The organism is Duganella guangzhouensis, assembly GCF_009674535.1.
GTDB lineage: Bacteria > Pseudomonadota > Gammaproteobacteria > Burkholderiales > Burkholderiaceae_D > Rugamonas > Rugamonas guangzhouensis.
On sequence record NZ_WKJK01000030.1, the window covers coordinates 1 to 24,373 of the forward strand.

Below are 24,373 nucleotides of genomic sequence, written 5' to 3' on the forward strand. Positions count from 1 at the left end.
CAATCCTCCCAAAGCTACACGGGCTCTGCCGTAGCGTTCCGCTACGGCAGAGCCCGTGTAGCTTTGGGAGGATTGACCCCGGGTTTAGCGGGCGCGCCAGACGGCTTGGGTGGTCTCGGCTGGCTGTTGGCGCGCGGCTTCTTTGCGGGCGCGGGCGTCGTCCAGGGTGGCGACTTTGGCTTGTACCGCGGCCAGTACTTTCTGCGCGGCGGCGTAACGGCGGCTTTCCAGTTCCAGCTGTTGTTGCTTGGCGGCGGTCATGGCGGCGGTGGTGTCGGCCACTTTGCGCTGCATGGCGGCGTGTGCTTGCGCGGCTTCCAGTAACGCTTTCTGTGCGATGACCTTGTCGGACTGCGCTTGCGCGGCGGCTTGTTCGGCGGCTTGGCGTTGCTGCATCAGCTCGGCTTCGGCTTGTTCCTCATCGGCGCGCTGACGGGCGCTGGCGGCGAGGTTTTTCTCCGCTTCCAGACGGCCGGCGATCGCTTGCGAGGCGCGGATTTCGGAGGCGGCGGCAATCCGCTGCTGGGTCAGCTTCTGGTCGATCAGCGCCAGCGATTTGCGCTCGGTGTCGACGAATTCGCGTTCGGCTTGCAGCAGTTCTGCCGCCTTGGCGGCTTTGTCCTGTTCGACGCGCGCGCGCTCGGCGTGCACCGCGCCCAATTCCACCGCCAGCGCGGCCTGTGCGGCCAGCGCCTGGCCGGCGATGGCTTTCTGCTCGGCCTCGGCCGATACTTGCGTCGCCATCACGCGCGCCGCTTCGGCTTGCTGATTGGCGGCGTCGGCCAGCCGTTGTTCGGCGTCTTTTTGCTGACGCAGGGCGTCGGTCTGCGCGCGCTCGGCAGTCACGCGCTGGCGTGCGGCGTCGGTGGCGCGCTGTTCGGCGTCCAGTTTATCTTTCAGTGCGGCGATGGCTTGTTGTTCGGCTTCGGCACGCTCTTGCTCGGCCTTGAGCAGTGCGGCGGCCTGCGCGGCGCGTTCGGTGGCCAGCGCGTTGGCGCGGTTTTGCGCCTCGACTTGCTGCGCCATGGTGGCGATCGCAGCCTGTTCGGCGGCATTCTGGCTGGCGGCCAGTTCGGCCGCGGCACGCGCCAGCGCGCCGCGCTCATGCGCCAGATCGGTGGCGCGCTGCTGCTCCAGGCTGTCGATGCGGGCCGCTTCGGCGGCGGCTTCATCGGCGGCTTTACGTTGTTTGGCGTGGTCCAGCGCTTCCGCCTCGGCTTCGACTTTGGCGTGGGTGGACAGTTCGGCTTCCTCTTCAGCCTGCACGCGCGCCAGTGCCACGGCGCGCAGCTGGTTGTCGACTTCGATGCGGGCTTCGGTCGCGGCCAGGATGCGGGCATCGGCTTCACGCCGTGCCTGCGCGCTGGCGGCGGCCACTTGCTCCAGGCGCTCGCGGTGGATGGCGGCGTCGCGGATTTCTTTTTCGGTCTGCAGGCGCAGGCGCAACGATTGCGCGGCGCTGCGTTCGGATTCAGCTTTGGCCAGGGCGATCTGCTCGCGCTCCTGCTCCAGATGCGCCAGCGCGCGTGCCTCTTCCAGCGCGCGCACTTCAGCGCCGGCACGGTTGAAGGCCGACTCCAATGCGACCTGGTCGGCGCGTTCGCGCTGCTTGGTCAATTCCAGCGCCTCGGCCTCGGCTTCGGCCAGCTGTTGCGCGGTCTGACGGGCGCCGGCAGCGTGACGCTCACGCTCGCGCGCCAGCGTGGCGACGCGGGCATCGGCGGAGGCGATGCCAACCACTTCTTCCTTGGCGGCCTGCACGGCGGCGACGCGCTCGGCGGCATGCATCCGCGCTTGTTCGGTCTGCGCTTGCAATTCTTCGGCGGCGCGCGAGGCCTGCTGCGCCAGTTCGGCCTCGGTGGCGATCTGTTCGTGAGCGCGCTTGCGATTTTCCTCTTCAGCCTTGGCGCGCTCCTCGGCGGCCTTGCGGATCTGGTTGTCGGTCTCGGCGCGCGCGCGCAGTTCGACGGTTTCCTGTTTGACGGCATCCAGCCGCGCCACGCTGGCCTGGGCGGCGGCGCGTAGCGATTCCAGCCGTTCCTTGTTGGCGGCAATCGCGTCTTCCGACGCCTGGGCATTTTGCAGCGCGACGGCGGCGGCGGCGGTATCCATGGCGGCGCGGTCTTCGGCCAACGCGCGGGCGCGCGCTTCGGCGTGGGCGCGGCTCTCGGCGGCACAAGCGGCCTTGGCTTCCGCTTCAACCCGCGCGATGGCTTCCTGGATGGCTTTCATTTCCATCGCCGCGCGCGGCATCTGCGCCTCTTCCTTCTCCTTTTGCGAGACCACAGGCATCGGCAGTGGCATCAAGTCGTTGGCGGTCGCGCGGTCTTGTTTGTCCAGTTGTGCTTGCATGAGAGTTCTCGCTAGATAGAGGATTTCCGAGCTCTCATTATCACGCGCCCAACAAGCAAGCCTAACCGTAAGAAGAAGCGGAAAAACCCGCTATTTCTTAAATTGAATCAAATTGGCAGCGGCGGTTCGTCCATCAGGGCGACCTGCTCGCGCAGCTCCAGGATGCGGTCTTGCCAGTAGCGCTGGGTGTTGAACCACGGGAAAGCCGCCGGGAAGGCCGGATCGTCCCAGCGCCGCGCCAGCCAGGCCGAGTAGTGGATCAGCCGCAAGGTGCGCAAGGCTTCCACCAGATGCATCTGGCGCGGGTTGAATTCGCAGAAATCCTCGTAGCCGGCCAGGATGTCGGCCATCTGGCGCACCTGCTCGGCGCGCTCGCCGGACAACATCATCCACAGATCCTGAATCGCCGGTCCCATGCGGGCGTCGTCGAAGTCGACGAAATGCGGGCCGGCGTCGGTCCACAGCACGTTACCGCCATGGCAATCGCCGTGCAGACGCAGTTGCGGCAGCTCGCCGGCGCGGTCGTAGCAGCGCCGCACGCCGTCCAGCGCCTGGCGCGAGATCGCTTCGTAAGACGCTTTCAGGTCCAGCGGAATGAAACCATTGTCCTGCAAAAACGCGCAAGGCTCGGTGCCGAAGGTGTCGACATCCAGCGCCGGCCGGTGCTGAAACGGCCGCACCGCCCCCACCGCGTGGATACGGCCGATATAGCGCCCGGTCCACTCCAGCACCGCCGGGTCGCCCAGCTCGGGCGCGCGGCCGCCATGGCGCGTGAACACGGCAAAGCGGAAGCCTTCATATTGATGCAGCGTGCTGCCGTTCAGCGCCAGTGCCGGCACCACCGGGATTTCGGCGGCCGCCAGTTCCTCGGTGAACGCGTGTTCCTCAAGGATGGCGTCGTCGCTCCAGCGCCCCGGCCGGTAGAATTTGACCACCAGCGGCGGTTCATCTTCGATGCCGACCTGGTAAACGCGGTTTTCGTAGCTATTCAGCGCCAGCAGGCGGCCATCGCCGCGCAGTCCGATGCTGTCGAGGGCGTCGAGCACGCAATCTGGGCTCAACGCGGAATAAGGGTGTGATGCAGTCATAAGCGCCATTGTAAGCGGCGCGGGCGTGTATACTGTCGCCTTCCCCCAAATAAAAAGAGCAAGCTATGCAACTCGATCAGCCACTGAGCGATAAAGAATTCGACGAACTGGACAACTTCCTGCTGTCCGACCGCACGCCTGAAGATGCGATGACCATGGACATGCTGCATGGTTACCTGACCGCCATCGCCATCGGTCCGGAAGCCATCATGCCGGCCGAATGGCTGAAAAAGATCTGGGGCAAGGAAGACAGCGACGTGCCCACCTTCAAGCATGAGAAGGAAGAACAGCGCATCATCCACCTGATCATGCGCTTCATGAACGAAGTGCTGGTGACGTTTGAAGTGGCGCCGAAGGAATTCGAACCGCTGTTCGTCGAGCACGAACACGAAGGCCAGAACCTGATCAACGCCGAAGCCTGGTGCTGGGGCTTCTGGGAAGGCATGGAACTGCGCCCAGGCTCGTGGCAGCCGATCTGGGATGCCGACGTGGCCGACCTGATGCGTCCAATCTACCTGCTGGGCGCCGACGAAATCGAAGAGGAAGAGCTGGCCCTGGTGGAAGACCCGGTCAAAGCCCACAAGCTGGCGCTGGAACTGGAAGCCAACCTGCCCAACATCTACAAATTCTGGCTGCCGCTGCGCAAAGCCGGGGTTGAAACCGTCAAGCGCGAAGACCCCAAAGTCGGCCGCAACGACGACTGCCCTTGCGGCAGCGGCAAAAAGTTCAAGAAGTGCTGCGGCGCCGAGTAAATCGGCCCGCCCGGTGACGACGGGAAACACTTGCAACTTGGTAGGCTAGTTATCCTATTGATAATAATTTTTAGCAATGTCATACTGCAATAAAATTAATTATCAAAAGGATACTCCATGCCATCTCTGACTTCCGCTCGCCGCGCCTTGGCCGGGGCACTGCTGACTGTTGCGGCGTTCATCGCCAGCCCCGCCCAGGCCGTCGCCGTCGGCGCGTACTACATGGCCAACGTCAGCGAAACCATCACTCAGTTGAGCGCCGACTCCTGGCGCTACAGCTTCACCATCAATAATTTGTCCGCCGTCGTCGCCGGCGATCCAGTGTACTTCGGTGAACAGACCAAGCTGACCGGCTATATCGTGCCCTACTATACGGACGCCGGCATCAGCGACATCACCGCCGCCACCGGCTGGACCATCACCACCGCGTCCAGCAATCCATTCGGGCTGGAAACCGCCGGCACCCTGATCTTCACCGCCACCACCGGTTACGAGATCGCCGCCGGTGCCTCGCTGGGCGGCTTCAGCTACGTGGCCGGCTACGGCCCGGTGGAAGCGCCATTCATGGCCGGGTTTATCGGCTTCAGCCTGGTGGGCGATCCTTCGATTCCTGGTTCGCCCAGCGCGCTGGGCGATGGCCTGCAACCGGTGCCAGAGCCGGCGACTTACGGCATGATGCTGGCGGGACTGGGCTTGCTGGGTCTGCTGGCCGGCCGCCGCACACGCCGCTGTAGCTAGGCCTTTCCGGGGGCAGACGCGGGCAACAGTTTCAACGTAGAATCCCCGAGTTATCGCTGAGGAGTTCTATGTTCGCCTTCCCCTTCAAATTGCCCACCACGGCCACCGCGCCGTTTTGCCCCTCCGAGGTCGCCGGCACCGTCCAGGTGCCGGAGGGCGATCCATTCTGGAAGAAGATCATCCGCTTTGCCGGCCCCGGCCTGCTGGTGTCGGTCGGCTATATGGACCCGGGCAACTGGGCCACCGCGATTCAGGGCGGCTCGCAGTTCGGCTATCAGTTGCTGTTCGTGGTGGTGCTGTCCAGCCTGGCGGCTATCGTGTTGCAATGCCTGAGCATGCGGCTGGGCATCGTCACCGGTAAGGATCTGGCGGTGCATTGCCGCGAACAATATCCACCGGCGGTCGGCAAGACCTTGTGGGGCTTTGCCGAGATTTCCATCATTGCCTGCGACCTGGCCGAGGTGCTGGGTTGCGCGCTGGCCTTCAAGCTGCTGCTGGGGGTGTCGCTGCCGGTCGGGGTGGCGCTGACCGCGCTCGATACGCTGATCGTGCTGGGCCTCAAAGGCAAGGGTTTCCGCCAGGTCGAAGCGATTGTGCTGGGCCTGATTCTGACGGTGGCGATCTGCCTGTTCACCGAACTGGTATTCGTGCAGCCGGACTGGCACGCGGTGGCGGCCGGCCTGGTGCCGTCGCTCAGCGCGCTGTCGTCGCGCGAGCCGCTGTACCTGGCGATCGGCATCCTCGGCGCCACGGTGATGCCGCACAACCTCTACCTGCATTCGTCGGTGGTGCAAACCCGCGTGGTGTCGCAGCACGATCAGGCCAAACGCCAGGCCATCAACCTGTCGCGCATCGACACCATCGTCTCGTTGCTGCTGGCCCTGCTGATCAACGGCGCCATCCTGGTGCTGGCGGCGGCCGCCTTCTACCAGCCCGGCAACGACCGCGTGCTCGACATCGACGACGCCTATCGCCTGCTGGAACCGGTGGCCGGCACCGCGCTGGCGGCCATTCTGTTCGGCCTGGCGCTGCTGGCCTCGGGCCAGAGTTCCACCTTCACCGGCACCATCGCCGGCCAGGTCATCATGGAAGGCTTCCTCAAAATGAAGATTCCGTGCTGGCAGCGGCGCGCCATCACCCGCAGCCTGGCGTTGATCCCGGCCATGATCGGCGTGCTGGTGCTGGGCGAACACTCGGTCGGCAAGCTGCTGGTGCTGAGCCAGGTGGTGCTCAGCATGCAACTGCCTTTCGCCATGTATCCGCTGGTGAGTTTGACCTCGCAACAGCGCATCATGGGCAATTTCGCCAACGCCTGGTGGACCACGGCCATTGCGTGGTTCCTGTTTGCCGTCATTTCCGCCGCCAACGCCTGGCTGGTATTCCAGGCTTTCACCTGACATCATGAACCAGACCGCCGCCACCCTCCTCCCCGCCAGTGCGCGCGACGGCACGCTGGGCGCCAACATCGGCGCCGGCCTGCTGTCGTCGGTGGTGATGTTGTGCTACGCGCTCAGCTACGCCGCCCTGATCTTCAGCGGCACGCTGACGCCGCATCTGCAAGATGGCATCCTGGCCACGCTGATCTGCTGCATCGTGGCGGCGACCGTGATCGCGCTGCGCAGCTCGATCCGGTTTACCATCGGCGGTCCGGACGGCAATTCGGCCGCCATCCTGGCCGGCATGGCCAGCGGCATCGCCGCCGACATGGCCATGGCCAGCGGTGCGAGCGATGCCGACCTGCTGCCAACGCTGCTGGCGGCGCTGGCGCTTAGCTCACTGGTCAGCGGCGCGCTGCTGTACCTGCTGGGCGCGCTGCGCGGCAGCACGCTGATCCAGTTCCTGCCGTATCCGGTGATGGGCGGCTACCTGGCCGGCACCGGTTATCTGCTGCTGTCCGGCTCGTTCCGCGTGTTGACCGGCCTCAGCCTCGAATGGGCGCATCTGGAGGCGCTGGCCGATCTGTCATGGCTGGCCTGGTTGCCGGCGCTGGCGGTGTGCGCCACGCTGCTGATCGGCGCGCGTGTCATCAAGCGCTTCACGCTGGTGGTACCGATCGGCATCGGCGCCGGCTTGCTGGTGTTTTTTGCCGGCATGCACCTCAACGGCATGAGCGCGCCACAGGCGCGCCAGCTCGGCCTGCTGTTTGCCAGTCCGTCGCTGTCGGCCCTGCATCTGCCGCTGACGCTGCCGCTGGAGCAGATCCACTGGCGCGTGATCCTCGGCCATGCGCCGGAATTTGCGGTGGTGGCGGCGGTGTCGGCGCTGACCATTTTGCTCAACGCCAGCGGCGCCGGCCTGGCCTGCCGCCAGGACCCGGACCTCGACCAGGAAATGCGCGCGGCCGGCCTCGCCAACCTGTTGAACGGCGCGCTGGGCGGCATCGTCGGCTACCAGTCGCTCAGCCGCACGCTGCTGAACCACCGTGCCGGCGGCGTGGCGCGCAGCAGCGGCCTGGCGGCGGCGGCCGGCTGCCTGATCGTGGTGCTGCTGCTGCCGGACCTGATCGGCTGGATGCCGAAATCGGTGCTGGTCGGCCTGCAGCTCTACATCGGTATCGGCCTGATCCAGGAATGGCTGTTCCGTTCCTACCGCAAGCTGGGCCGAGGCGAATATCTGCTGATCCCGCTGATCGTGCTGGTGGTCGCGGTGCATGGCGTGGTGGCCGGGGTCGGCCTGGGCGTGGTGGCGGCTTGCGTGCTGTTTGTCGTCAAGTACGGCCACATCAGCGTGATCCGCAGCGAGTTCGATGGCCGCACCCTCAACTCCAACGTCGAGCGCTCGATCCGCGACACCGACACGCTGCGCGAGCATGGCGGCCAGGTCTGCGGCGCCAGCCTGCACGGCTTTTTGTTCTTCGCCACCGCCACCTCGATCCTGCAACACGTGCGGCGCCAACTGGCGCAGCCGGCCGCGCCGCGCTACGTGGTGCTGGACTTCCACCGCATCGACGGCATGGATGCCTCGACCTCGATCAGCTTCCTCAAACTGCGCCAACTGTGCGACAGCGGCGGCGTCACCTTGGTACTGACCGGCCTCAGCACCCGTTCGCGCAACATGCTGACGCGGGCCGGCCTGTTCAACGCCCACTTCCAGGATTTCGACAGTCTGGACGAGGGGCTCGAGTGGGTGGAAGAACAAATCCTGGCCGCCGCCGCGCCGCCCTCCAGCGCGCCGCCGCCGGATGGGCTGCAAGCCCACTTCACGGCCGCCGCACTGGCGCGGCTGGATGCGGTGCTGACACCGCGCCAACTGGCGGCCGGCGAACTGCTGTTCGCGCGCGGCGCGCCGGGAGACGCCGTCTACTTTGTCGACCAGGGCCGGCTGACCGTGTCGCTGCCGCTGCCCGAAGGCGGCGCGCTGCGGCTGCGCTCCTTCGGCGCCTGCACCGTGGTTGGCGAGATGGCGCTGTATACGCAAAACCCGCGCAGCGCCGACGTCCGCGCCGACGTGCCCAGCCTGGTGCGCGGGCTGTCACTGCAGGCGCTGCAACGGCTGGAACGCGAAGACAGCGACACCGCCCAACAATTCCACCGCTACGTGGTCAAGGTGCTGGCCTCGCGCCTGACCGTCGCCAACGAAGCGGTCCGCGCGGCGCATTAGACGAGACCGGTGTATTGCTTGGGTGCCTTCGTGAATTCAGTTCGCGCAAAGCCTTGCAATGCGTCGCGCATCAATGACAGATAGCCCACGCCGCGCTCGTCAGCAATTCGCTTGTACTCATTCACAAGCTCGCGCTGGAGGCGGATTGAAACACACTCAAGTCCCAGCGTGTCGTCCACCATCGCGTCCAACTCGTTCGGCGCGCTCTCTGTATGTGCCTCGTCCCGCCCGAGCAGCCCCGCCTCCCAAACCTCCGCTGTATTATCAATTTTACGTTTATTCATCACATCCTCCGTACAAGGTCGGTGGTTCGCGCCGATGCTCCAACCGGCTATCAATCAAGAATACACCGTTCCGATTTTCGAAACATTCTGCGATTTCCTCGCGACTCACGCGATGTTTCAGCTTTAGTTTGTTGTTGAGTGCTCTGGAGATAATGATCGGGACCATATGCATCGCTCAAACGGGTAGACAAGACTTATTCAAATTTACATACACAGGCGCCGTAACGCCTTGATCTAATCGCGAAGATGAGTAGTCTTCTTAATCGCGTAAAATAGACGCCCCTTGAAGGAATTGTGTATGTCGAAAGAAGCAAGCAGCCGTCTGCCGCCACGGCTGGCGGTGGAGGAAGTCATCGCCAACAAACAGGCGCGCGATGCGCGTGACGCGCAGGTACGCGGCGTGCCGTCCATCGACTGGATGCGCGAGGCGATCAAGCAGGTCTCGCGCGATCTGCCCGTGATCGACGCCGTGCCGCGCGTGAAAGTGCGCGATGGCGCCGCTTTCCGCGCCCGCGCCGCGCAAGGCTTGCCGTTTCTGGTCGACGGCGTGGTCAAGCGCTGGCCGCTGACCGCCGAAAGCCCGGCCATCCTGCGCGAACGCTATGCGCAACTGCCGGTGCGCGCCCGCACCGGCGACTACATCGGCACCGCCTTCGCGCCCGACCGCGCGATGCAGGACATGAGCATGCTGGAATATCTGGATCTGGCCGAACGCACCGAGGGCTTGCCGCCCTACCTCGGCAATCTGGAACTGCGCGAATTGAACCGGCTATGCCACTGGCCCACCTGGTTCGAAAAAATGGGGCCGCCGCGCTACTGGATCGGCCCAACCGATACCATGACGCCGCTGCACTGCGATTACGATGACAATATCTTCGCGCAGATCTGGGGCCACAAGCGCATCTTCCTGGCACCGCCGCATCACGACGAATTCCTGTACACCAAGGAAGCCAACGCCATGCTGTTTGGCTCGCCCTTCAATCCGGAGGCGCCGGACTATGAACGCTATCCGCTGGCGCGCCAGGCGCAGATGATCGAAGTGCTGGTGCAGCCGGGCGACATGCTGTACGTGCCGGCCGGCTGGTTCCATCAGGTGCACGCACTAAGCTTCTCGCTGTCGTCCAACCGCTGGGCGCGCGGCGTGCCGCTGGTACTAAGTCAGACGGCGATACCCCGCACGCCGGCCGCCAGCTGATTCAGCGCCGCCATCTCCGCATCATTCAAACGCAGCGCGGCGGCCTGCAGATTTTCCGTCAGCCGGTTGCGGCGGCGCGTGCCGGGAATCGGCACCACCGTCACCTCCAACGCAGCGGCCTGCGTGTACAGCCACGCCAGCGCCATCTGCGCCGAAGTCACGCCGCGCGCCAGCGCCAACTGCTCAACCTGCGCCGCCAGCGCCAGATTGGCGCCCCGATTCTCGTCCTGAAAACGCGGGAAGTGGCGGCGTGCATCATCCGCCGCCAACTGCAGCGCGTTACCAGTCAACAGCCCGCGCCCGAGTGGCGCGAACGGCACCACCGCAGTGCCCTGCTCGCGCGCCACCGCCAGCACATCCTGCTCGATGCCACGGCTGAACAGCGACCACTCCGATTGCAGCGCGCTGATTGGATGCACCGCATGCGCCGCGCGCAGCTCCGCCGCACTGACCTCGCATAGCCCCAGCCCACGCACCTTGCCGGCGCGGACCAGCTCCGCCATCGCGCCCACCGAATCCTCCAGCGGCACATCCGGCTGGCGGCGATGCATGTAATACAAATCGATGGTCTCGACACCGAGGCGGCGCAACGAGCCCTCAACCGCCGCGCGGATGTACGACGGCCGGTTGTCCAGACTCCAGTCATCCGGCCGCGCCGGCGTGCGCGTGTAGCCGAACTTGGTGGCGATCAGCAGTTGCGAGCGATGCGCCTGCACGAATGGCGCGAGAAACTCCTCATTCGCCCCCAGGCCGTACATATCGGCCGTATCGAACAGACGCACGCCGCTGGCCAGCGCCTGCTCCAGCGTGGCGCGCGCTTCCGCCACATCGGTGTCGCCGTAAAACTCGCTCATGCCCATGCAACCCAGACCCTGCAAGCCAAAATCCATCATCAGACTTCTCCTTAAAAGTCTGTGTTATAACTGTGGAGTTAAGTCCATAGTCAAGAGTTACGCATGCTGATCTCGGAATTCGCCAAAAACGCCGGCCTGTCGGTCGACACGGTCCGCTTCTACATCGACAAAGGTTTGCTCAAGCCGAAACGCAGCAGCGCCAGGGGCGGCACGCGGCGTTACCAGATCTTCAGCGACACCGACCTCACCAGCGCGCGCATGATCCGCCTGCAGCAGTCGCTCGGTTACTCGCTGGCGGAAATCGCGGCACTGAACAAGGAATATCGCAGCGGCGCCAATTCCGCCGCCCGCACCATGGAGGTGCTGCGCAAGCAGATCGTCAAGCTGGAAGCCAAACGCCAGAGCATCGACAGCGCGCTGGACTTCCTGCACGCCAAGCTGCAATGGATCGAAGCCGGCAAGCCGGACGACGCGCCTAACCTCGCGGATTATCAGTGCTGATGGCGTGGCCGCTGGTCACATAGGCCGCCACATCGTCCAGCGCCGGTGCCAGCCAGCGCAGCGGCGGCGCGAACGTGGCGATCAGCGTGGTGTGGCGCGCGCGGTCGTAATACAGCTCCTGAACCGTCACGCCGCGCGCGCGCATGGCGCTGGCCAGGTGGCCGGTGTTACGCAGCGGATCGACCAGATTGTCATCTCGGGCGGCGATCAGCAGCGCCGACGGCGCGCCCAGCCGCACCTGATTCACCGGCTGAGAATCGGCCGGCGTGTCCGGGAAATGGAATACCGGCTTGGTGGTCGGATTTTTGATCGGCAGGAAGTCATATGGGCCCGCCAGCCCAATCCAGCCGCGCAGCGCCGATGGCGACATGCCCTGCTCCGCCAGCCAACGTGGGTCCAGCGCGATCATGGCGGCGTTGTAGGCGCCAGCGCTGTGGCCCATCACGAACAGGCGTTGCGGATCGCCGCCGTAGCGCGCCACCTCGCGCGCGGTCCACGCCACCGCCTGTGCCGCATCGCGCAGGAAATCGGGATAGCTCACTTCCGGATACAGCCGGTAGTCCGCCACCACCGTGACGATGCCGCGCGAAGCCAGCGCGCGGCCGACGAAGGCATAGTCGGCACGGTCGCCGGAAACCCAGTTACCGCCGTAGAAAAACACCACCACCGGCGCCGGGCCACGCGTGACCGTGACGCCGGGCCGATACACATCCAGCTTGCGGCGCGGGCCTTCGCCATATGACAGGCCGGCGCTGCGCTCGACATCGCCGGCGGGCGACAAGGCATTCAGCGCCGTCAGCGGCGAACAGGCGGCCAGCGCCAGCAACAGCAGCGGCACGCCGGCCACCAACCAGCGGTAAGGTATGCGGACCATGGCAGGGAATCAGGATAGTTGATGCGTCAGTCTACCCCAACCGCACGCCGGGCACAGTGCGCCACGCCACCATCGGTAATACAGGGCTCCGCCGCCCAAGCCGTCTGGTTTGGCGCCGTACCTACTAGTTGGACGAGCGCTGCGCCGCCGTCACCTTACGCACCGCGACCTGGATCACCCCCTCATTGTCGCCGTGGAAGCAATCGGGCACGCCCAGCAACAGATGCGTAGCCGCTGCCGGCACTCTAACGCGCGACCAGGCGGTGTCCGGAATCAGGAAGTCGGCCGGATTGTCGCTGACAATCACATTGCTGCAGGCGGTGACCATGGGCGCGGCGGGCGCGGCGCTACCCGGATCCGAGGGCTGCAGCACACTGGCCGCCACATACTGCCCGCCCGCCTGGAACACGCCCGCAGCACCAACCGCTGTACCTGGATTACCCCAGTAGGCGCTGTACAGCCAGCTGCCTTGCGAACTCAATTCCAGCACATCGCCCGGCTGGATACCGTGCGCCGCCAGATCGAACATGACCGGCCCCAGCGACGACGGAAAATCGGGCGGCAGGTCGTGATATTCGAGCCACGTGGAACGGCTGTCCACCGCCACGCAGTCGTCATTCGCGCCGGACACCGCTTCCATATAGTGCTCCAGCGCGTCGCGGATACCTTCGTGACTGCTGCTGCCAGAATACGGCGTCAGCCCACGCACCATGTAGAGATCGGTGAAACCATGGCGCAAGTGGTCCACGCCGCCGCTAAACGCGGGATCCAGCAGCAACGGCACGGTCACATTACCCTCCGGCGCGCGCGAACCAGCGACACGAATGGCATTGATGACCAGGTCGCCGGTGTTGGTGATATAGGTATTGCGCGACTGGTCGATCGCGGCGGGCGGCGCCACGTGCAGCATCTTGTACAGCGCGTCGCGGTCACGCTCCGCCAGCGCATCGTGCACGGCGGCATACAATGCCTGGGAAAACAGATTACCCTGCGAGTGCGACACCACAACGACGCTGGCATCCGCCGCCAGTTGCAGCAGCATCTTGTCGCGCATGGCGGCGTTGACCTGCGCCACTTCCGACGCAATCGCGGTCGCCAATGCCGCCGCCATGTATTCGTTGTACTTTTTCAGATCGGGGAACACCCAGTCCGGATAAAGCGACGCAGGCAGGCCGGCAGCATACAGCGCGACCGGATCGACGTCCCACTCCGGATACTGCTGCTTGATCATGAACACCGTTTCATACAGATCGATCAGTTTACCGTGCGTGGGATTGTAAAAAGTGGGATAGCGCACCTCATGCTGGCGGCCTGATGTGTCCAGGTATGTCATGCCATATTCCTCCGTCAGGCGGAGTTTGCTGAACGCGTAATCCAGGCTGGTGTTGTCGACACCATTGATGAACACCAGCGAAATCTGGTTGCCGCCGGTTGGGGAGCAAACCTGCGCCGACGCACTGACGCAAGCCAGCGCCAGCAACAGACCACGCGCTACGGCAGCGCAAAATCTAATGGGTCCGCGCATGATTGCCTCCCTCTACACAAGCGCTGGTGACAGTCAGATCGGTCTCTCTCAGCGGGTCGAGACGGTCCATATGCTGAATATTCGCTTCCAGCCGGGCACGGGTATTGAAGGTCACAACAAACAGCGTGCGGGCGATGCGCGCATAATCGGTACTGCGATGCGCGAGGCAGGCCAAGCCCTGCTCCAACTCGGCTTGGGCAGCGGCGGCAACGCTGGCCTCCTCATTGCCCAGTTGTCTCTGCAGCGCCGCCGCGATGGCCGCCGCCGCCGCTGCCACCGAAGGTTCCGGCAACAATTCAGCGATCACGCCGTCCACATCATCGCGGATGCCGTTGCCATCGACATCGGTCCCCGTCAACGGCGCGCTGTAGTCGAGCTGGCCCAACGCGCCCGGCGGGTCGGCGATGATGCGCCACCGTAAAGCATCCAGTGCAAACGGCTGGAGCCGGTTGTGCTCGAAAATGATGTCATCCTTTGAGGCCGCCTTTGCGCCGGCGACCAGATCGCCCACTTTGGCCAAGCCGCTTAGAATCACCGTGCCAGCGCCGGCAGCCGTCAGTTGCACACGAAGGTTCTTCAGCGACAGCTCGCCATTTTGTATTTCCACTTGATAGCGATAACGGTAGACCGTGCGCGAGACGCGCGTCTCCGCCACCTTGATCAGTTGGGCAATCTGCGCCCCGGGTGGCGCCGCTTCGACCACGCCCAGGCTCTGTGCTGACGCCAGTGCGGGCATCAGCAGCAAAGCGGTGGCCCACACGGCATAGCACCGGCGCCGCATCATGCGACTGGCAAGCAGCAGGCCGGCAAAGCCAGCGACCAGCAATTGCCAGCCCTCCGGCTCGGGTAGCGCGGCAATCGCGCTGGTAGTTCCACTGGTGACCACAGCGAAGTTGAGCGGATCGATAATGTCAAATCGCTGCCCGGACGGGACGTCGGCGCCGAGGTAAGTAAACCGCATGGTGAAGCCGCTCAGCGAGGTTGCCGGATCGACCACCTGGCCCAGCGCGAGACTGTCATAGATTCCGTCGGCACCCAGCGCGGCGTCAGGCTGCAGCACCAGGCTATCCCAGCCCGACGGTGTCGCCACCAGCTGCAAATTCTCGTAGCGCCCGACATCGAACGCAATGCTAAATTCCTTGATGGGCAAGTCGCCGGGCTCGGCCGTCAACGTATAACTGACGGTGAACAAGGCATTGTGTGCGTCAACGATCACATACTGGATCAACGCGGCGTGGGCCGTGGCACACAAGAAGAAAAACAGGCAAACGGCAAACCGGCACCGTCGCATACACTGCTGGTATAAAGTTGACATAGCGCCTCCGCGTGCGTTGAGCTTCAAAGCTGCGGAGTCCGGCCATGCATATTGCGCGCCAATGCGTCAGGGCTGGCGGAAGCCCCGAAGAATCAAGGGCTTGGCGAAGCCTCGAGCCAGCGTGCGCGAACGGCTGTAAAAAACACCGACAAAAGCCGGATGCGAACGGCGTTGCGGGATTATTTGGTCTGTTGCGCAGTCCACAGCCGCAGCATGAAGCCGCCGCCGGGGAAGCCACGGCATTGCGGGCCTTCGGAAACACTCAGCAGCTTGAAGCCGTCAGCGGTCCACAGCCACTCGCCCGCACTGCCGCAGTCGTTGATGCCGCGTCCCTTGGCGTAATACTGCAGCACGCCTTTTTCGAAATACGGCTCGACCAGCATGTCATCGGTCTTGCCCTCGGCGTTCGGCAGCAACAGCCGCACTGGTTTGTAGGGTTTGCGGTCGGCGACGCGCCACAAACCGTATGAGGCCTGATAGGCGCCGCGCGTGCACTCGGCGATCAGCAGCAGTTCCGAATTGGACAAGCGGGCCAGTTGGCTGTTGCGGCCTTCCGCCTGGCTGGGCGCATCGGTGCTGCAGTCCTCATCGCGCACGGCTTTCAGCAGCTCCGGCAACAGCTTGTCGTCACCGGCGCGCGGTGGCGGCAACACGGCGGCGCGCAGCACTGGCGCGGGCAGCGCCGTCGGCACCGCGCTGGCCGGCTTGCCGCCGGGGCGGATCAGCGCCGTCACCGTGCCGACCCGCCCCTGCACGTCATCCATTTTCAGCAGCGCCGCCTTCAGGCCGGCCAGCGACAGTTCCCACTGATGCTTGCCGTCGCTGACTTGCGCGCTGTCGGCTTCCTTCATGGCCGGCAGCAGCCGCGCCACCTGCTCGGGCGTGAATTCGCGATGCTTGATGTCCTTGATCAGCAGCTTGCCGACCCGGATGCTGAGCGGGCCGCCGCTGTCATCCTCCGACATGGTGTCCAGCATGGCACGCAGCGGCGCGTTGCCGCCGGCATCGCGCGCCAGCCATAGCGTCACCGGCAGCTCCAGCTCTTCGCGCTGATAGCCGACCGCCTCGCAATGGCGCGTGTTGTCGCAGGCGACAGACCAGTCCTTGAAAGACAAGGTCTGCGCTTGCGCGCCCGCCGCCAGCAAGGCGCCGAATAACAGCGCGGCGGTCTTCATTACAGCTTGATGAAGTGCTCGCGGTAGTACTTGAGCTCTTCGATCGACTCGGTGATGTCGGCCAGCGCGGTGTGCTTCTGCGCTTTCTTGAAACCGCTGACCATCTCCGGCTTCCAGCGCTTGCCCAGTTCCTTCAGCGTCGAGACGTCGATATTCCGATAGTGGAAGAAGGCTTCCAGCTTCGGCATGTAGCGCACCATGAAGCGGCGGTCCTGGCCGATGGTGTTGCCGCACATCGGCGCCTTGCCCTTTGGTACCCACAGCTTCATGAACTTGATCAGTTCCTCTTCCGCATGGGCCTCGGTCACGGTCGACGCCTTGACGCGGTCGGTCAAGCCCGAACGGCCGTGCGTGCCGCGATTCCAGGCATCCATCTTGTCCAGGGTTTCATCCGACTGGTGGATGGCGAATACCGGGCCTTCGGCCAGCACATTCAGGTGCATATCGGTGATGACCATGGCTACTTCGATGATGCGGTCGGTGTCCGGTTCCAGGCCGGTCATTTCCATATCGACCCACACCAGGTTGAATTCATTCTGGCGTGGCGTGGCAGGAACAGCGGCCGAACCTTCTGGCAAGTCAGTAGCTTGTGACATAATTCTCTTCTCTTGGCTAAATTAATCCGAATCCGCCATTTTCTCACAGGCATAGAATGTATTCACTCGCGTTTTCGATTTTGTTCGTATCTTTCATCATTTTGACGCTGCTGGTGCGCTTCTGGCTGGCCTCGCGTCATATCCGTCACGTGCTGGCGCACCGCAGCGCCGTGCCGGCGGAATTTGCGGAAAAGATACCGTTGGCAGCCCACCAGAAGGCCGCCGACTACACCATCGCGCGCACCAAATACGGCCTGCTGACGCTGATGGTCAACACCCTGGTGCTGATCGGCTTCACGCTGCTGGGCGGCCTGCAATGGCTGTCGGTGCAGATCTTCAGCCTGACCGGCCCCGGCATGGTCTATCAATTGGCGCTGCTCGCGGCGTTCAGCGTGATTTCGGGCGCCATCGACTTGCCATTCGATTTCTACCGCCAGTTCAGCCTGGAGCAACGTTTTGGTTTTAACAAGATGAGCAAAGGGCTGTTCTTTGCCGACATGGCCAAAGGCGTGCTGCTGGGCGTGGCGATCGGCCTGCCGCTGGCCTGGGTGGTGCTCAAGCTGATGAACAGCGCCGGCGACTTGTGGTGGCTGTATACCTGGATCGTCTGGAGCGCCTTCCAACTGCTGATGATGGTGCTGTTCCCGACCGTGATCGCACCGCTGTTCAACAAGTTCACGCCGCTGGAAGACCAGTCGCTAAAAACCCGCATCGAAGGCTTGATGCAGCGCGTCGGCTTTGCCTCCAAGGGTTTGTTTGTGATGGACGGATCCAAGCGCAGCGCCCACGGCAACGCCTACTTCTCCGGCTTTGGCGCCGCCAAGCGCATCGTCTTCTTCGACACGCTGCTGGCGCGCCTGCAGCCGCAGGAAATCGAAGCGGTGCTGGCGCACGAGCTGGGCCACTTCAAACTCAAGCACATCGTCAAGCGCATCGCCATGATGTTTGCCCTTTCGCTCGGCTTCCTGGCCTTGCTGGGCTACCTGAAAACCCAGCCCTGGTTCTATGACGGCCTGGGCGTCAATCCGCTGGCGCTGCCGGGCCAGGGCAACGACGCGCTGGCGCTGCTGCTGTTCATGCTGGTGCTGCCGGTATTCACCTTCCTGTTCAATCCGCTGACCTCGCTGGGCTCGCGCAAGCACGAATTTGAAGCAGACGCCTTCGCCGCCAAACACACCGACGCCCGCGACCTGGTGTCGGCGCTGGTCAAAATGTATGAAGACAACGCCTCGACGCTGACGCCGGACCCGCTGCACTCGGCGTTCTACGACTCGCATCCGCCGGCCAGCGTGCGCATCCGCCAACTCAACCTGGCGGCGGCAGCATGAATCAGCAACATCAGAAACGCACCGCCACCATCATCGCCGCCCACGGCCGCCACTACCTGGCCGAGACCGACGGCGAAAAGCTGCAATGCGTCACGCGCGGCAAAAAAACCAATGTGGCGGTGGGCGATATCGTCCACATCACCATGACCTCGCCCGACCAGGGCGTGATCGACAAGATCGAAGAACGCAAGACGCTGCTGTACCGCTCCGACCAGTACAAGTCCAAGCTGCTGGCCGCCAATCTGACCCAGTTGTTCATCGTGGTCGCCACCGAACCCGGCTTCACCGACGACCTGGTGTCGCGCGCGCTGGTGGCGGCGGAAGCGGCCGGCATCGAGGCCCACCTGATCCTCAACAAGGTTGACGTCGCCGACGCCCTGCCGCGCGCGCGCGAACGGCTGCAGATGTATGCCGCGCTCGGCTATCCGGTGCACGAAGTGTCGGCCAAGACCCAGCCGCAGGAAACGCTGGCGCTGCTGCGGCCGTTGCTGGCCGGCCAGTCGTCGATCCTGATCGGCCAGTCCGGCATGGGCAAGTCCTCGCTGATCAACCTGCTGGTGCCGGAAGCCGACATCGCCACCCGCGAAATCTCGGCCGCGCTGGACACCGGCAAGCACACCACCACCTTCACCCGGCTCTACACCATGCCGGACCTGGGGCCGGATTCGGCCATCATCGACTCGCCCGGCTTCCAGGAATTCGGCCTCTACCACCTGAGCGAAGGCATGCTGGAACGCGCTTTCGTCGAGTTCGCGCCCTACCTCGGCCACTGCAAGTTTTACAACTGCCGCCACCTGATCGAGCCGCAATGCGCGGTGCTGGCCGCCGTCGAGGAAGGCAAGATCGCCAAACTGCGCCATACGCTATATGGCCAGCTGTTGCACGAATCGTCACAAACGCTGTATTAAGGTTATAATTCCCACAGGCAATCCCGCGCGTTTCCATTAGCAGCCACAACCCAGCTGCTGCGCGCGGTATGAGGATCAGATGTGATGGACATGTTTGCGCTGGACGACGCGTTAGCCGAATGGGAGGCAGCCCTGCCGCCGCTGCGTGGCGCCGCTCGCCTGCCGGTCCTGCTGCCGCTGGCCTGGCATCTGCGCCAGCGCGACACCCGCCGCGCGCTCGATCTGGCCGCCGAGGGTCTGGCGCTGCTGGCCGGCGCCGACCTCCCAGAACACCACGCCGACGCCGACGCCGGCGCCGCCCGTCTGCACCTGGTGCAGGCCGAAGCCACCTGGCTGTCCGGCCAGCTGCAGGTGGCCGACGACCTGGCCGCCGCCGCCGCCGCCCGCTTCACCACCCTGAATCTGCCGCTCGGCCGCGCCGACGCGCACTGGCTGCGCGCCTGGGTCGCCATCGACAGCGGCGACCACGCCCGCGCCGAGGCGGAACTGGCACAGATGGCCGCCGCCGCGCGCGAAGCCGGCGACAGTCAGCGCTGCGCCATCGCCGATGCCGCCAACGCCCGCTGGGGCGTGCTACAAGACCTGCGCGGCACCCAGCAGCGCTGGTCCGGCCGCTTTACCCGCAGCGATGAAGCCCAGCCGGCGGTGGCCAGCTGGGTCTACGACTACTACGGCCTGGCCGCCAGCCAGGCCAGCGATTTCGGCGCCGCCGCCGGCCACTATCTGCACTGCTACGAAGCGGCGCTGGAGAGTGGCCAGATGCGCATGGCAATCACCGCCGCCATCAACATCGGTCTCGATTTCACCATCCTCAACGACCACCACGCCGCGCTGGAGTGGATGGAGACCGCGCTCGACCTGGCCCGCCCCACCGGCTGGCCACGCAGCATCGGCGCCTGCCTGATCCACACCGCCGACACCATGCGCCGCCTGGGCCGGCTGGAAGCGGCCGACGAGCTGCTACAGGAAGCGCTGCACATCCTGGAGCCGATGTCCGGCGCGCGCAGCTACGCCACCGCGCTGCACTATCTGGGCGACCTGTCGCTCGACCTGGCCGACTACGACGCCGCGCTGCGCGCCTTCCGCCGCCTGGAGGAGCGCGCCGCCGCGCTGCGCCACGCCGACCTGCTGAGCATCGCCCGGCGTGGCCAGGCGCACGCCTTGTGCTTCCTCGAACGGCCGCAGGAAGCGCTGGCGATGGCAGAAGGCGCGATCGAGATGGCGCGTCATCAGGACGACCGCTACAACCATGTGGCGGCATTGCGCGTGATGTCGCTGATCCACCTGCGCCACCCGCTGCCGCCGCCGGACGGCATGACCGAACCTAACGCCACCCTGCACTTCCTGCAGCAGGCGCTGACAGTGGCCGGCCATATCAACGGCTACACCCTGCCCGGCGACCTGCACGACGCGCTGGCGCGCGAGTACGCGCAGATCGGCGATTACCGGCGCGCCTACGAAGCGGCGCAGCAGGCCGCCGCCGCGCGCGAAAAAACCCATAGCCAGGACGCCACCAACCGCGCCATCGCCATGCAGGTGCAGCACCAGACCGAGAACGCGCGCGCCGAAGGCCATCATCACCGCGAACTGGCCGCCGCCGAGGCGCGCCGGGTGCAGCTGCTGCAGCAGACCAAGACCACGCTGGAGCGGCTGTCGGCGATCGGCCAGGAAATCACCACCCACCTGGATGCGGGCGCGGTGTTCCAGGCGCTGGCGCGCCACGTGCAGACGCTGCTGCCGGCCGATTCGATGGCGATCTATCTGTGCGATCCGGGCTGCGACACCATCAGCCGCGTGTTCGGCGTCGAGAACGGCGAACCGCTGGCCAGCAACACCATCGCGGTCGACAACCCGCGCGCCAACGCCGCCCGCGCGCTGCGCGAGCGCAGCGAGATCTACGTCGCGGACGCCGGCCCGGACGACATCTTCCTCGCCCCCGGCACCCAGCTGATGGCCAGCGCGCAGTACGTGCCGCTGCTGGTGGGCGAGCGCGCGCTGGGCGTGATGACGGTGCAGAGCATCCAGCCGCACGCCTACGGCGAACGCGAACGGCTGATCTTCCGCACCCTGTGCGCCTACGGCGCCATCGCGCTGGATAACGCCGACGCCTATCGCCAGCTGAAGGATGCGCAAACCCAGCTGGTGTCGCAGGAAAAGCTGGCCGCGCTGGGCGCGCTGATGGCCGGCGTGGCGCACGAACTGAATACGCCGATCGGCAACAGCCTGCTGATCGCCTCCACCCTCAAGCAGAAGACCGAGGAACTGGAAGCGCAAATGAACGGCAGCGGCCTGAAACGCTCGGCGCTGGCGGCCTACCTGGACGACACCCGCAAGGCGCACGAACTGGTGATGCGCGGCCTGACCAGCGCCGCCAACCTGGTCAACAGCTTCAAACAGGTGGCGGTCGACCGCACCACCGAGCAGCGCCGCGAATTCAATCTGGCGCAGGTGTCGCAGGAGGTGATCGCCACCATGATGAACCGCATCCGCGCCTCCGGCCACCACATCGAGGTGGAGGTGCCGGACAGCGTGATGCTAGACAGCTATCCCGGCCCCTACGGCCAGGTGATCGCCAATTTCATCAACAACGCGCTGCTGCACGCGTTTGCCGGCCGCACCGGCGGCGGCATGTGGCTGCGCGCGCAGGCGCCGGCCGAGGGCCGGGTGCAACTGAGCTTCCGCGACAATGGCGGCGGCATCGCGCCCGAGCACATGTCGCGCATCTTCGATCCCTTCTTCACCACCAAGCTGGGACAAGGCGGTAGCGGACTGGGACTGTCGATCAGTTACAACATTGTCACTTCGCTCATGGGCGGGCTGATTTCGGTGCACAGCTCGCGCGACGGCACCACGTTTACACTGGATTTGCCACTGGTGGCGCCGCAGCACCAGCAGTCCGCAACGACCCAGATCTACCATTAATCGGCCTGTATAGACAGCATAATCTGCGGTAATTAGCCCTGTCCGCCGAATTGCCTTTATAATTGATCGGCTAAGCTTTAGCCATCTGTCAGTTGTCATTATGCCTATCCAAAAACCGATCAAGCATTACCTGCAGTTTTCCGACCTCTCGCTGGAAGAGTATGAGTACGTGATCGAACGCGCGCATCTCATCAAGCGCAAGTTCAAGAACTACGAGATTTACCATCCGATGATCGACCGCACGCTGGTCATGGTGTTCGACAAAAACTCGACCCGTACTCGCTTGTCGTTCGAGGCCGGCATGCACCAGTTGGGCGGCGCCGCCATCTACCTCAACACCCGCGATTCCCAGCTCGGGCGCGGCGAGCCGGTGGAAGACGCCGGCCAGGTGATGTCCCGCATGTGCGACATCATCATGGTGCGCACCTTCGGCCAGGACATCATCGAGCGTTTCGCCGCCAATTCGCGCGTGCCGGTGATTAACGGCCTGACCAACGAACATCACCCATGCCAGGTGGCTGCCGACATCTTCACCTACATCGAGCATCGCGGCTCGATCACCGGCAAGACCGTGGCCTGGATCGGCGACGCCAACAACATGCTGTACTCGTGGCTGCAGGCGGCCGAGGTGTTCGGCTTCCACGTCAACGTGTCGACGCCGCACGGCTACGAGATGGACATGTCGCTGGTCTCGACCGACCGCTACACCTTCTTCAAGAATCCATCCGACGCCTGCGAAGGCGCGCACCTGGTCAACACCGACGTCTGGACCAGCATGGGCTACGAAGAGGAAAACGCGGCCCGCCTGAAAGCCTTCGACGGCTGGATCGTGGACAGCGCCAAGATGGCGCGCGCCGCGCCGGACGCGCTGTTCATGCACTGCCTGCCCGCGCATCGCGGCGAGGAAGTCTCGGCCGACGTCATCGACGGCCCGCAGTCGGTGGTGTGGGACGAAGCGGAAAACCGCCTGCACATCCAAAAAGCGCTGATCGAGTACCTGCTGCTCGGCCGCATCGATACCAAGTAATCACCTAACTGAGAATCATCATGAGCGATATTAAAAAAGTAGTCCTCGCCTACTCGGGCGGCCTCGATACCTCCGTCATTCTGAAATGGCTGCAGGATAACTACCAGTGCGAAATCGTCACCTTCACCGCTGACCTGGGCCAGGGCGAAGAGCTGGAACCGGCACGCGCCAAGGCGCTGAAGTTCGGCATCAAGCCTGAGAACATCTACATCGACGACGTGCGCGAAGAATTCGTGCGCGACTTCGTGTTCCCTATGTTCCGCGCCAACACCGTGTACGAAGGCGAATACCTGCTGGGCACCTCGATCGCGCGTCCGCTGATCGCCAAGCGCCTGATCGAGATCGCCAACGAAACCGGCGCCGACGCCATCTCGCACGGCGCCACCGGCAAGGGCAACGACCAGGTGCGCTTCGAACTGGGCGCCTACGCGCTGAAACCAGGCGTCAAAGTGATCGCCCCGTGGCGTGAATGGGATCTGCTGTCGCGCGAAAAACTGCTGAAGTACGCGGAAGACGCCGGCATCGCCATCGACATGAAACACAAGAACGGCGGCGCGCCGTACTCGATGGACGCCAACCTGCTGCACATCTCGTTCGAAGGCCGTCACCTGGAAAACCCAAGCGCCGAAGCCGAAGAATCGATGTGGCGCTGGACCGTCAGCCCTGAACAGGCGCCGGACCAGGCCGAATACGTCGACCTGGAATACGAAAAAGGCGACATCGTCGCCATCAACGGCGTGCGCATGTCGCCGGCCACGGTGCTGACCGAACTGAATCGCCTGGGCGGCAAGCACGGCATCGGCCGTCTCGACCTGGTGGAAAACCGCTACGTCGGCATGAAGTCGCGCGGCTGCTACGAAACCCCGGGCGGCACCATCATGCTGAAAGGCCACCGCGCCATCGAGTCGATCACGCTGGACCGCGAAGTGGCCCACCTGAAGGACGACCTGATGCCACGCTACGCCTCGCTGATCTACAACGGCTACTGGTGGGCGCCGGAGCGCGTCGCGCTGCAAACCCTGATCGACCACACCCAAGCCACCGTAAACGGCTGGGTACGCGTCAAGCTGTACAAGGGCAATGTGATCGTGGTGTCGCGCGATTCGAAAACCGACTCCCTGTTTGATATGAACATCGCCACCTTCGACGAAGACGGCGGCGCCTACAACCAGGCCGACGCCGGCGGCTTCATCAAACTGAACGCGCTGCGCATGCGCATCGCCGCCAACGCACGCCTGAAACGCGGCCAGTAATCCACACGCCGCGCTTCCGCAAAAATGGCCGCTCGCTGAGCGGCCATTTTTTTGATACATTGCTTCAACGTCCTGATCGGGAGTGG

At 64.4% G+C, this 24,373-nt stretch carries 20 protein-coding genes; 11 read left to right on the plus strand and 9 right to left on the minus strand.

Going from position 1 to position 24,373, the window contains the following annotated elements:
• Positions 1 to 84: 84 nt before the first annotated feature.
• Complete coding sequence (locus GJ699_RS31625) at positions 85 to 2,352, minus strand: coiled-coil domain-containing protein (RefSeq protein WP_154383405.1); 2,268 nt, start codon at positions 2,350 to 2,352, stop codon at positions 85 to 87.
• Between the two features lie 107 nt (positions 2,353 to 2,459).
• The gene (locus tag GJ699_RS31630; RefSeq protein WP_154383406.1) at positions 2,460 to 3,449 is read right to left on the minus strand and encodes a serine/threonine protein kinase; all 990 of its coding nucleotides are present in this window, start codon (positions 3,447 to 3,449) and stop codon (positions 2,460 to 2,462) included.
• A 56-nt stretch (positions 3,450 to 3,505) separates the two neighbouring features.
• Here GJ699_RS31630 and GJ699_RS31635 point away from each other — a divergent pair, with 56 nt between their 5' ends.
• The 4 genes from GJ699_RS31635 to GJ699_RS31650 all read left to right on the plus strand — a co-directional run bounded on the left by GJ699_RS31635 (position 3,506) and on the right by GJ699_RS31650 (position 8,530).
• Positions 3,506 to 4,192 carry a UPF0149 family protein gene (locus GJ699_RS31635; RefSeq protein WP_154383407.1) on the plus strand — a complete coding sequence of 229 codons (687 nt, stop codon included), beginning with the start codon at positions 3,506 to 3,508 and terminating at the stop codon, positions 4,190 to 4,192.
• Positions 4,193 to 4,309: 117 nt separating this feature from the next.
• Positions 4,310 to 4,930, plus strand: a complete 621-nt coding sequence (locus tag GJ699_RS31640) for a PEP-CTERM sorting domain-containing protein (RefSeq protein WP_154383408.1) — start codon at positions 4,310 to 4,312, stop codon at positions 4,928 to 4,930.
• A 68-nt stretch (positions 4,931 to 4,998) separates the two neighbouring features.
• Positions 4,999 to 6,327, plus strand: coding sequence for an Nramp family divalent metal transporter (locus GJ699_RS31645; protein ID WP_154383409.1), 1,329 nt, complete (start codon positions 4,999 to 5,001; stop codon positions 6,325 to 6,327).
• Positions 6,328 to 6,331: 4 nt separating this feature from the next.
• On the plus strand, positions 6,332 to 8,530 hold the full coding sequence (locus GJ699_RS31650; RefSeq protein ID WP_154383410.1) for a SulP family inorganic anion transporter: 2,199 nt from the start codon (positions 6,332 to 6,334) through the stop codon (positions 8,528 to 8,530).
• Here the strand turns inward: GJ699_RS31650 and GJ699_RS31655 are convergent.
• Positions 8,527 to 8,814, minus strand: a complete 288-nt coding sequence (locus GJ699_RS31655; protein WP_154383411.1) for a hypothetical protein — start codon at positions 8,812 to 8,814, stop codon at positions 8,527 to 8,529. The two genes, GJ699_RS31650 and GJ699_RS31655, sit on opposite strands and share 4 nt — an antisense overlap.
• Positions 8,815 to 9,112: 298 nt before the next feature.
• On the opposite strand from GJ699_RS31655, the gene GJ699_RS31660 reads away from it, so the two are divergent.
• On the plus strand, positions 9,113 to 10,009 hold the full coding sequence (locus GJ699_RS31660) for a cupin-like domain-containing protein (protein WP_154383412.1): 897 nt from the start codon (positions 9,113 to 9,115) through the stop codon (positions 10,007 to 10,009).
• On the opposite strand, the gene GJ699_RS31665 is transcribed toward GJ699_RS31660, so the two are convergent.
• Positions 9,973 to 10,902 (minus strand): aldo/keto reductase, encoded by a 930-nt coding sequence (locus tag GJ699_RS31665; RefSeq protein ID WP_154383413.1) that lies wholly within the window; start codon positions 10,900 to 10,902, stop codon positions 9,973 to 9,975. The genes GJ699_RS31660 and GJ699_RS31665 overlap by 37 nt on opposite strands.
• 63 nt (positions 10,903 to 10,965) lie before the next feature.
• Here GJ699_RS31665 and GJ699_RS31670 point away from each other — a divergent pair, with 63 nt between their 5' ends.
• A complete protein-coding gene (locus tag GJ699_RS31670) occupies positions 10,966 to 11,364 on the plus strand; it encodes a MerR family transcriptional regulator (RefSeq protein WP_154383414.1) in 399 nt (132 codons plus the stop codon).
• Here the strand turns inward: GJ699_RS31670 and GJ699_RS31675 are convergent.
• From GJ699_RS31675 to orn, 5 genes are all read right to left on the minus strand, one after another.
• Positions 11,339 to 12,238, minus strand: a complete 900-nt coding sequence (locus GJ699_RS31675; protein WP_154383415.1) for an alpha/beta hydrolase — start codon at positions 12,236 to 12,238, stop codon at positions 11,339 to 11,341. The genes GJ699_RS31670 and GJ699_RS31675 overlap by 26 nt on opposite strands.
• A 124-nt stretch (positions 12,239 to 12,362) precedes the next feature.
• The gene (locus GJ699_RS31680; RefSeq protein WP_154383416.1) at positions 12,363 to 13,763 is read right to left on the minus strand and encodes a hypothetical protein; all 1,401 of its coding nucleotides are present in this window, start codon (positions 13,761 to 13,763) and stop codon (positions 12,363 to 12,365) included.
• Entirely contained in the window at positions 13,747 to 15,078 is a 1,332-nt protein-coding gene (locus tag GJ699_RS31685) for a hypothetical protein (protein ID WP_154383417.1), read from the minus strand. The genes GJ699_RS31680 and GJ699_RS31685 overlap by 17 nt, the downstream gene beginning before the upstream one ends.
• Positions 15,079 to 15,257: 179 nt before the next feature.
• Positions 15,258 to 16,253, minus strand: coding sequence for a DUF1176 domain-containing protein (locus GJ699_RS31690; RefSeq protein ID WP_154383418.1), 996 nt, complete (start codon positions 16,251 to 16,253; stop codon positions 15,258 to 15,260).
• The gene (gene orn / locus GJ699_RS31695; protein WP_154383419.1) at positions 16,253 to 16,849 is read right to left on the minus strand and encodes an oligoribonuclease; all 597 of its coding nucleotides are present in this window, start codon (positions 16,847 to 16,849) and stop codon (positions 16,253 to 16,255) included. The genes GJ699_RS31690 and orn overlap by 1 nt, the downstream gene beginning before the upstream one ends.
• A 56-nt stretch (positions 16,850 to 16,905) precedes the next feature.
• Here orn and GJ699_RS31700 point away from each other — a divergent pair, with 56 nt between their 5' ends.
• From GJ699_RS31700 to GJ699_RS31720, 5 genes are all read left to right on the plus strand, one after another.
• Positions 16,906 to 18,177, plus strand: coding sequence for a M48 family metallopeptidase (locus GJ699_RS31700; protein ID WP_154383420.1), 1,272 nt, complete (start codon positions 16,906 to 16,908; stop codon positions 18,175 to 18,177).
• Positions 18,174 to 19,085 (plus strand): ribosome small subunit-dependent GTPase A, encoded by a 912-nt coding sequence (gene rsgA / locus GJ699_RS31705; protein WP_154383421.1) that lies wholly within the window; start codon positions 18,174 to 18,176, stop codon positions 19,083 to 19,085. Before GJ699_RS31700 ends, rsgA begins: the two co-directional genes overlap by 4 nt.
• Positions 19,086 to 19,169: 84 nt before the next feature.
• Positions 19,170 to 22,007 (plus strand): ATP-binding protein, encoded by a 2,838-nt coding sequence (locus GJ699_RS31710; RefSeq protein ID WP_154383439.1) that lies wholly within the window; start codon positions 19,170 to 19,172, stop codon positions 22,005 to 22,007.
• A 100-nt stretch (positions 22,008 to 22,107) separates the two neighbouring features.
• Entirely contained in the window at positions 22,108 to 23,034 is a 927-nt protein-coding gene (gene argF, locus GJ699_RS31715) for an ornithine carbamoyltransferase (RefSeq protein ID WP_154383422.1), read from the plus strand.
• Positions 23,035 to 23,054: 20 nt separating this feature from the next.
• A complete protein-coding gene (locus tag GJ699_RS31720; protein WP_154383423.1) occupies positions 23,055 to 24,287 on the plus strand; it encodes an argininosuccinate synthase in 1,233 nt (410 codons plus the stop codon).
• Positions 24,288 to 24,373: the final 86 nt, after the last annotated feature.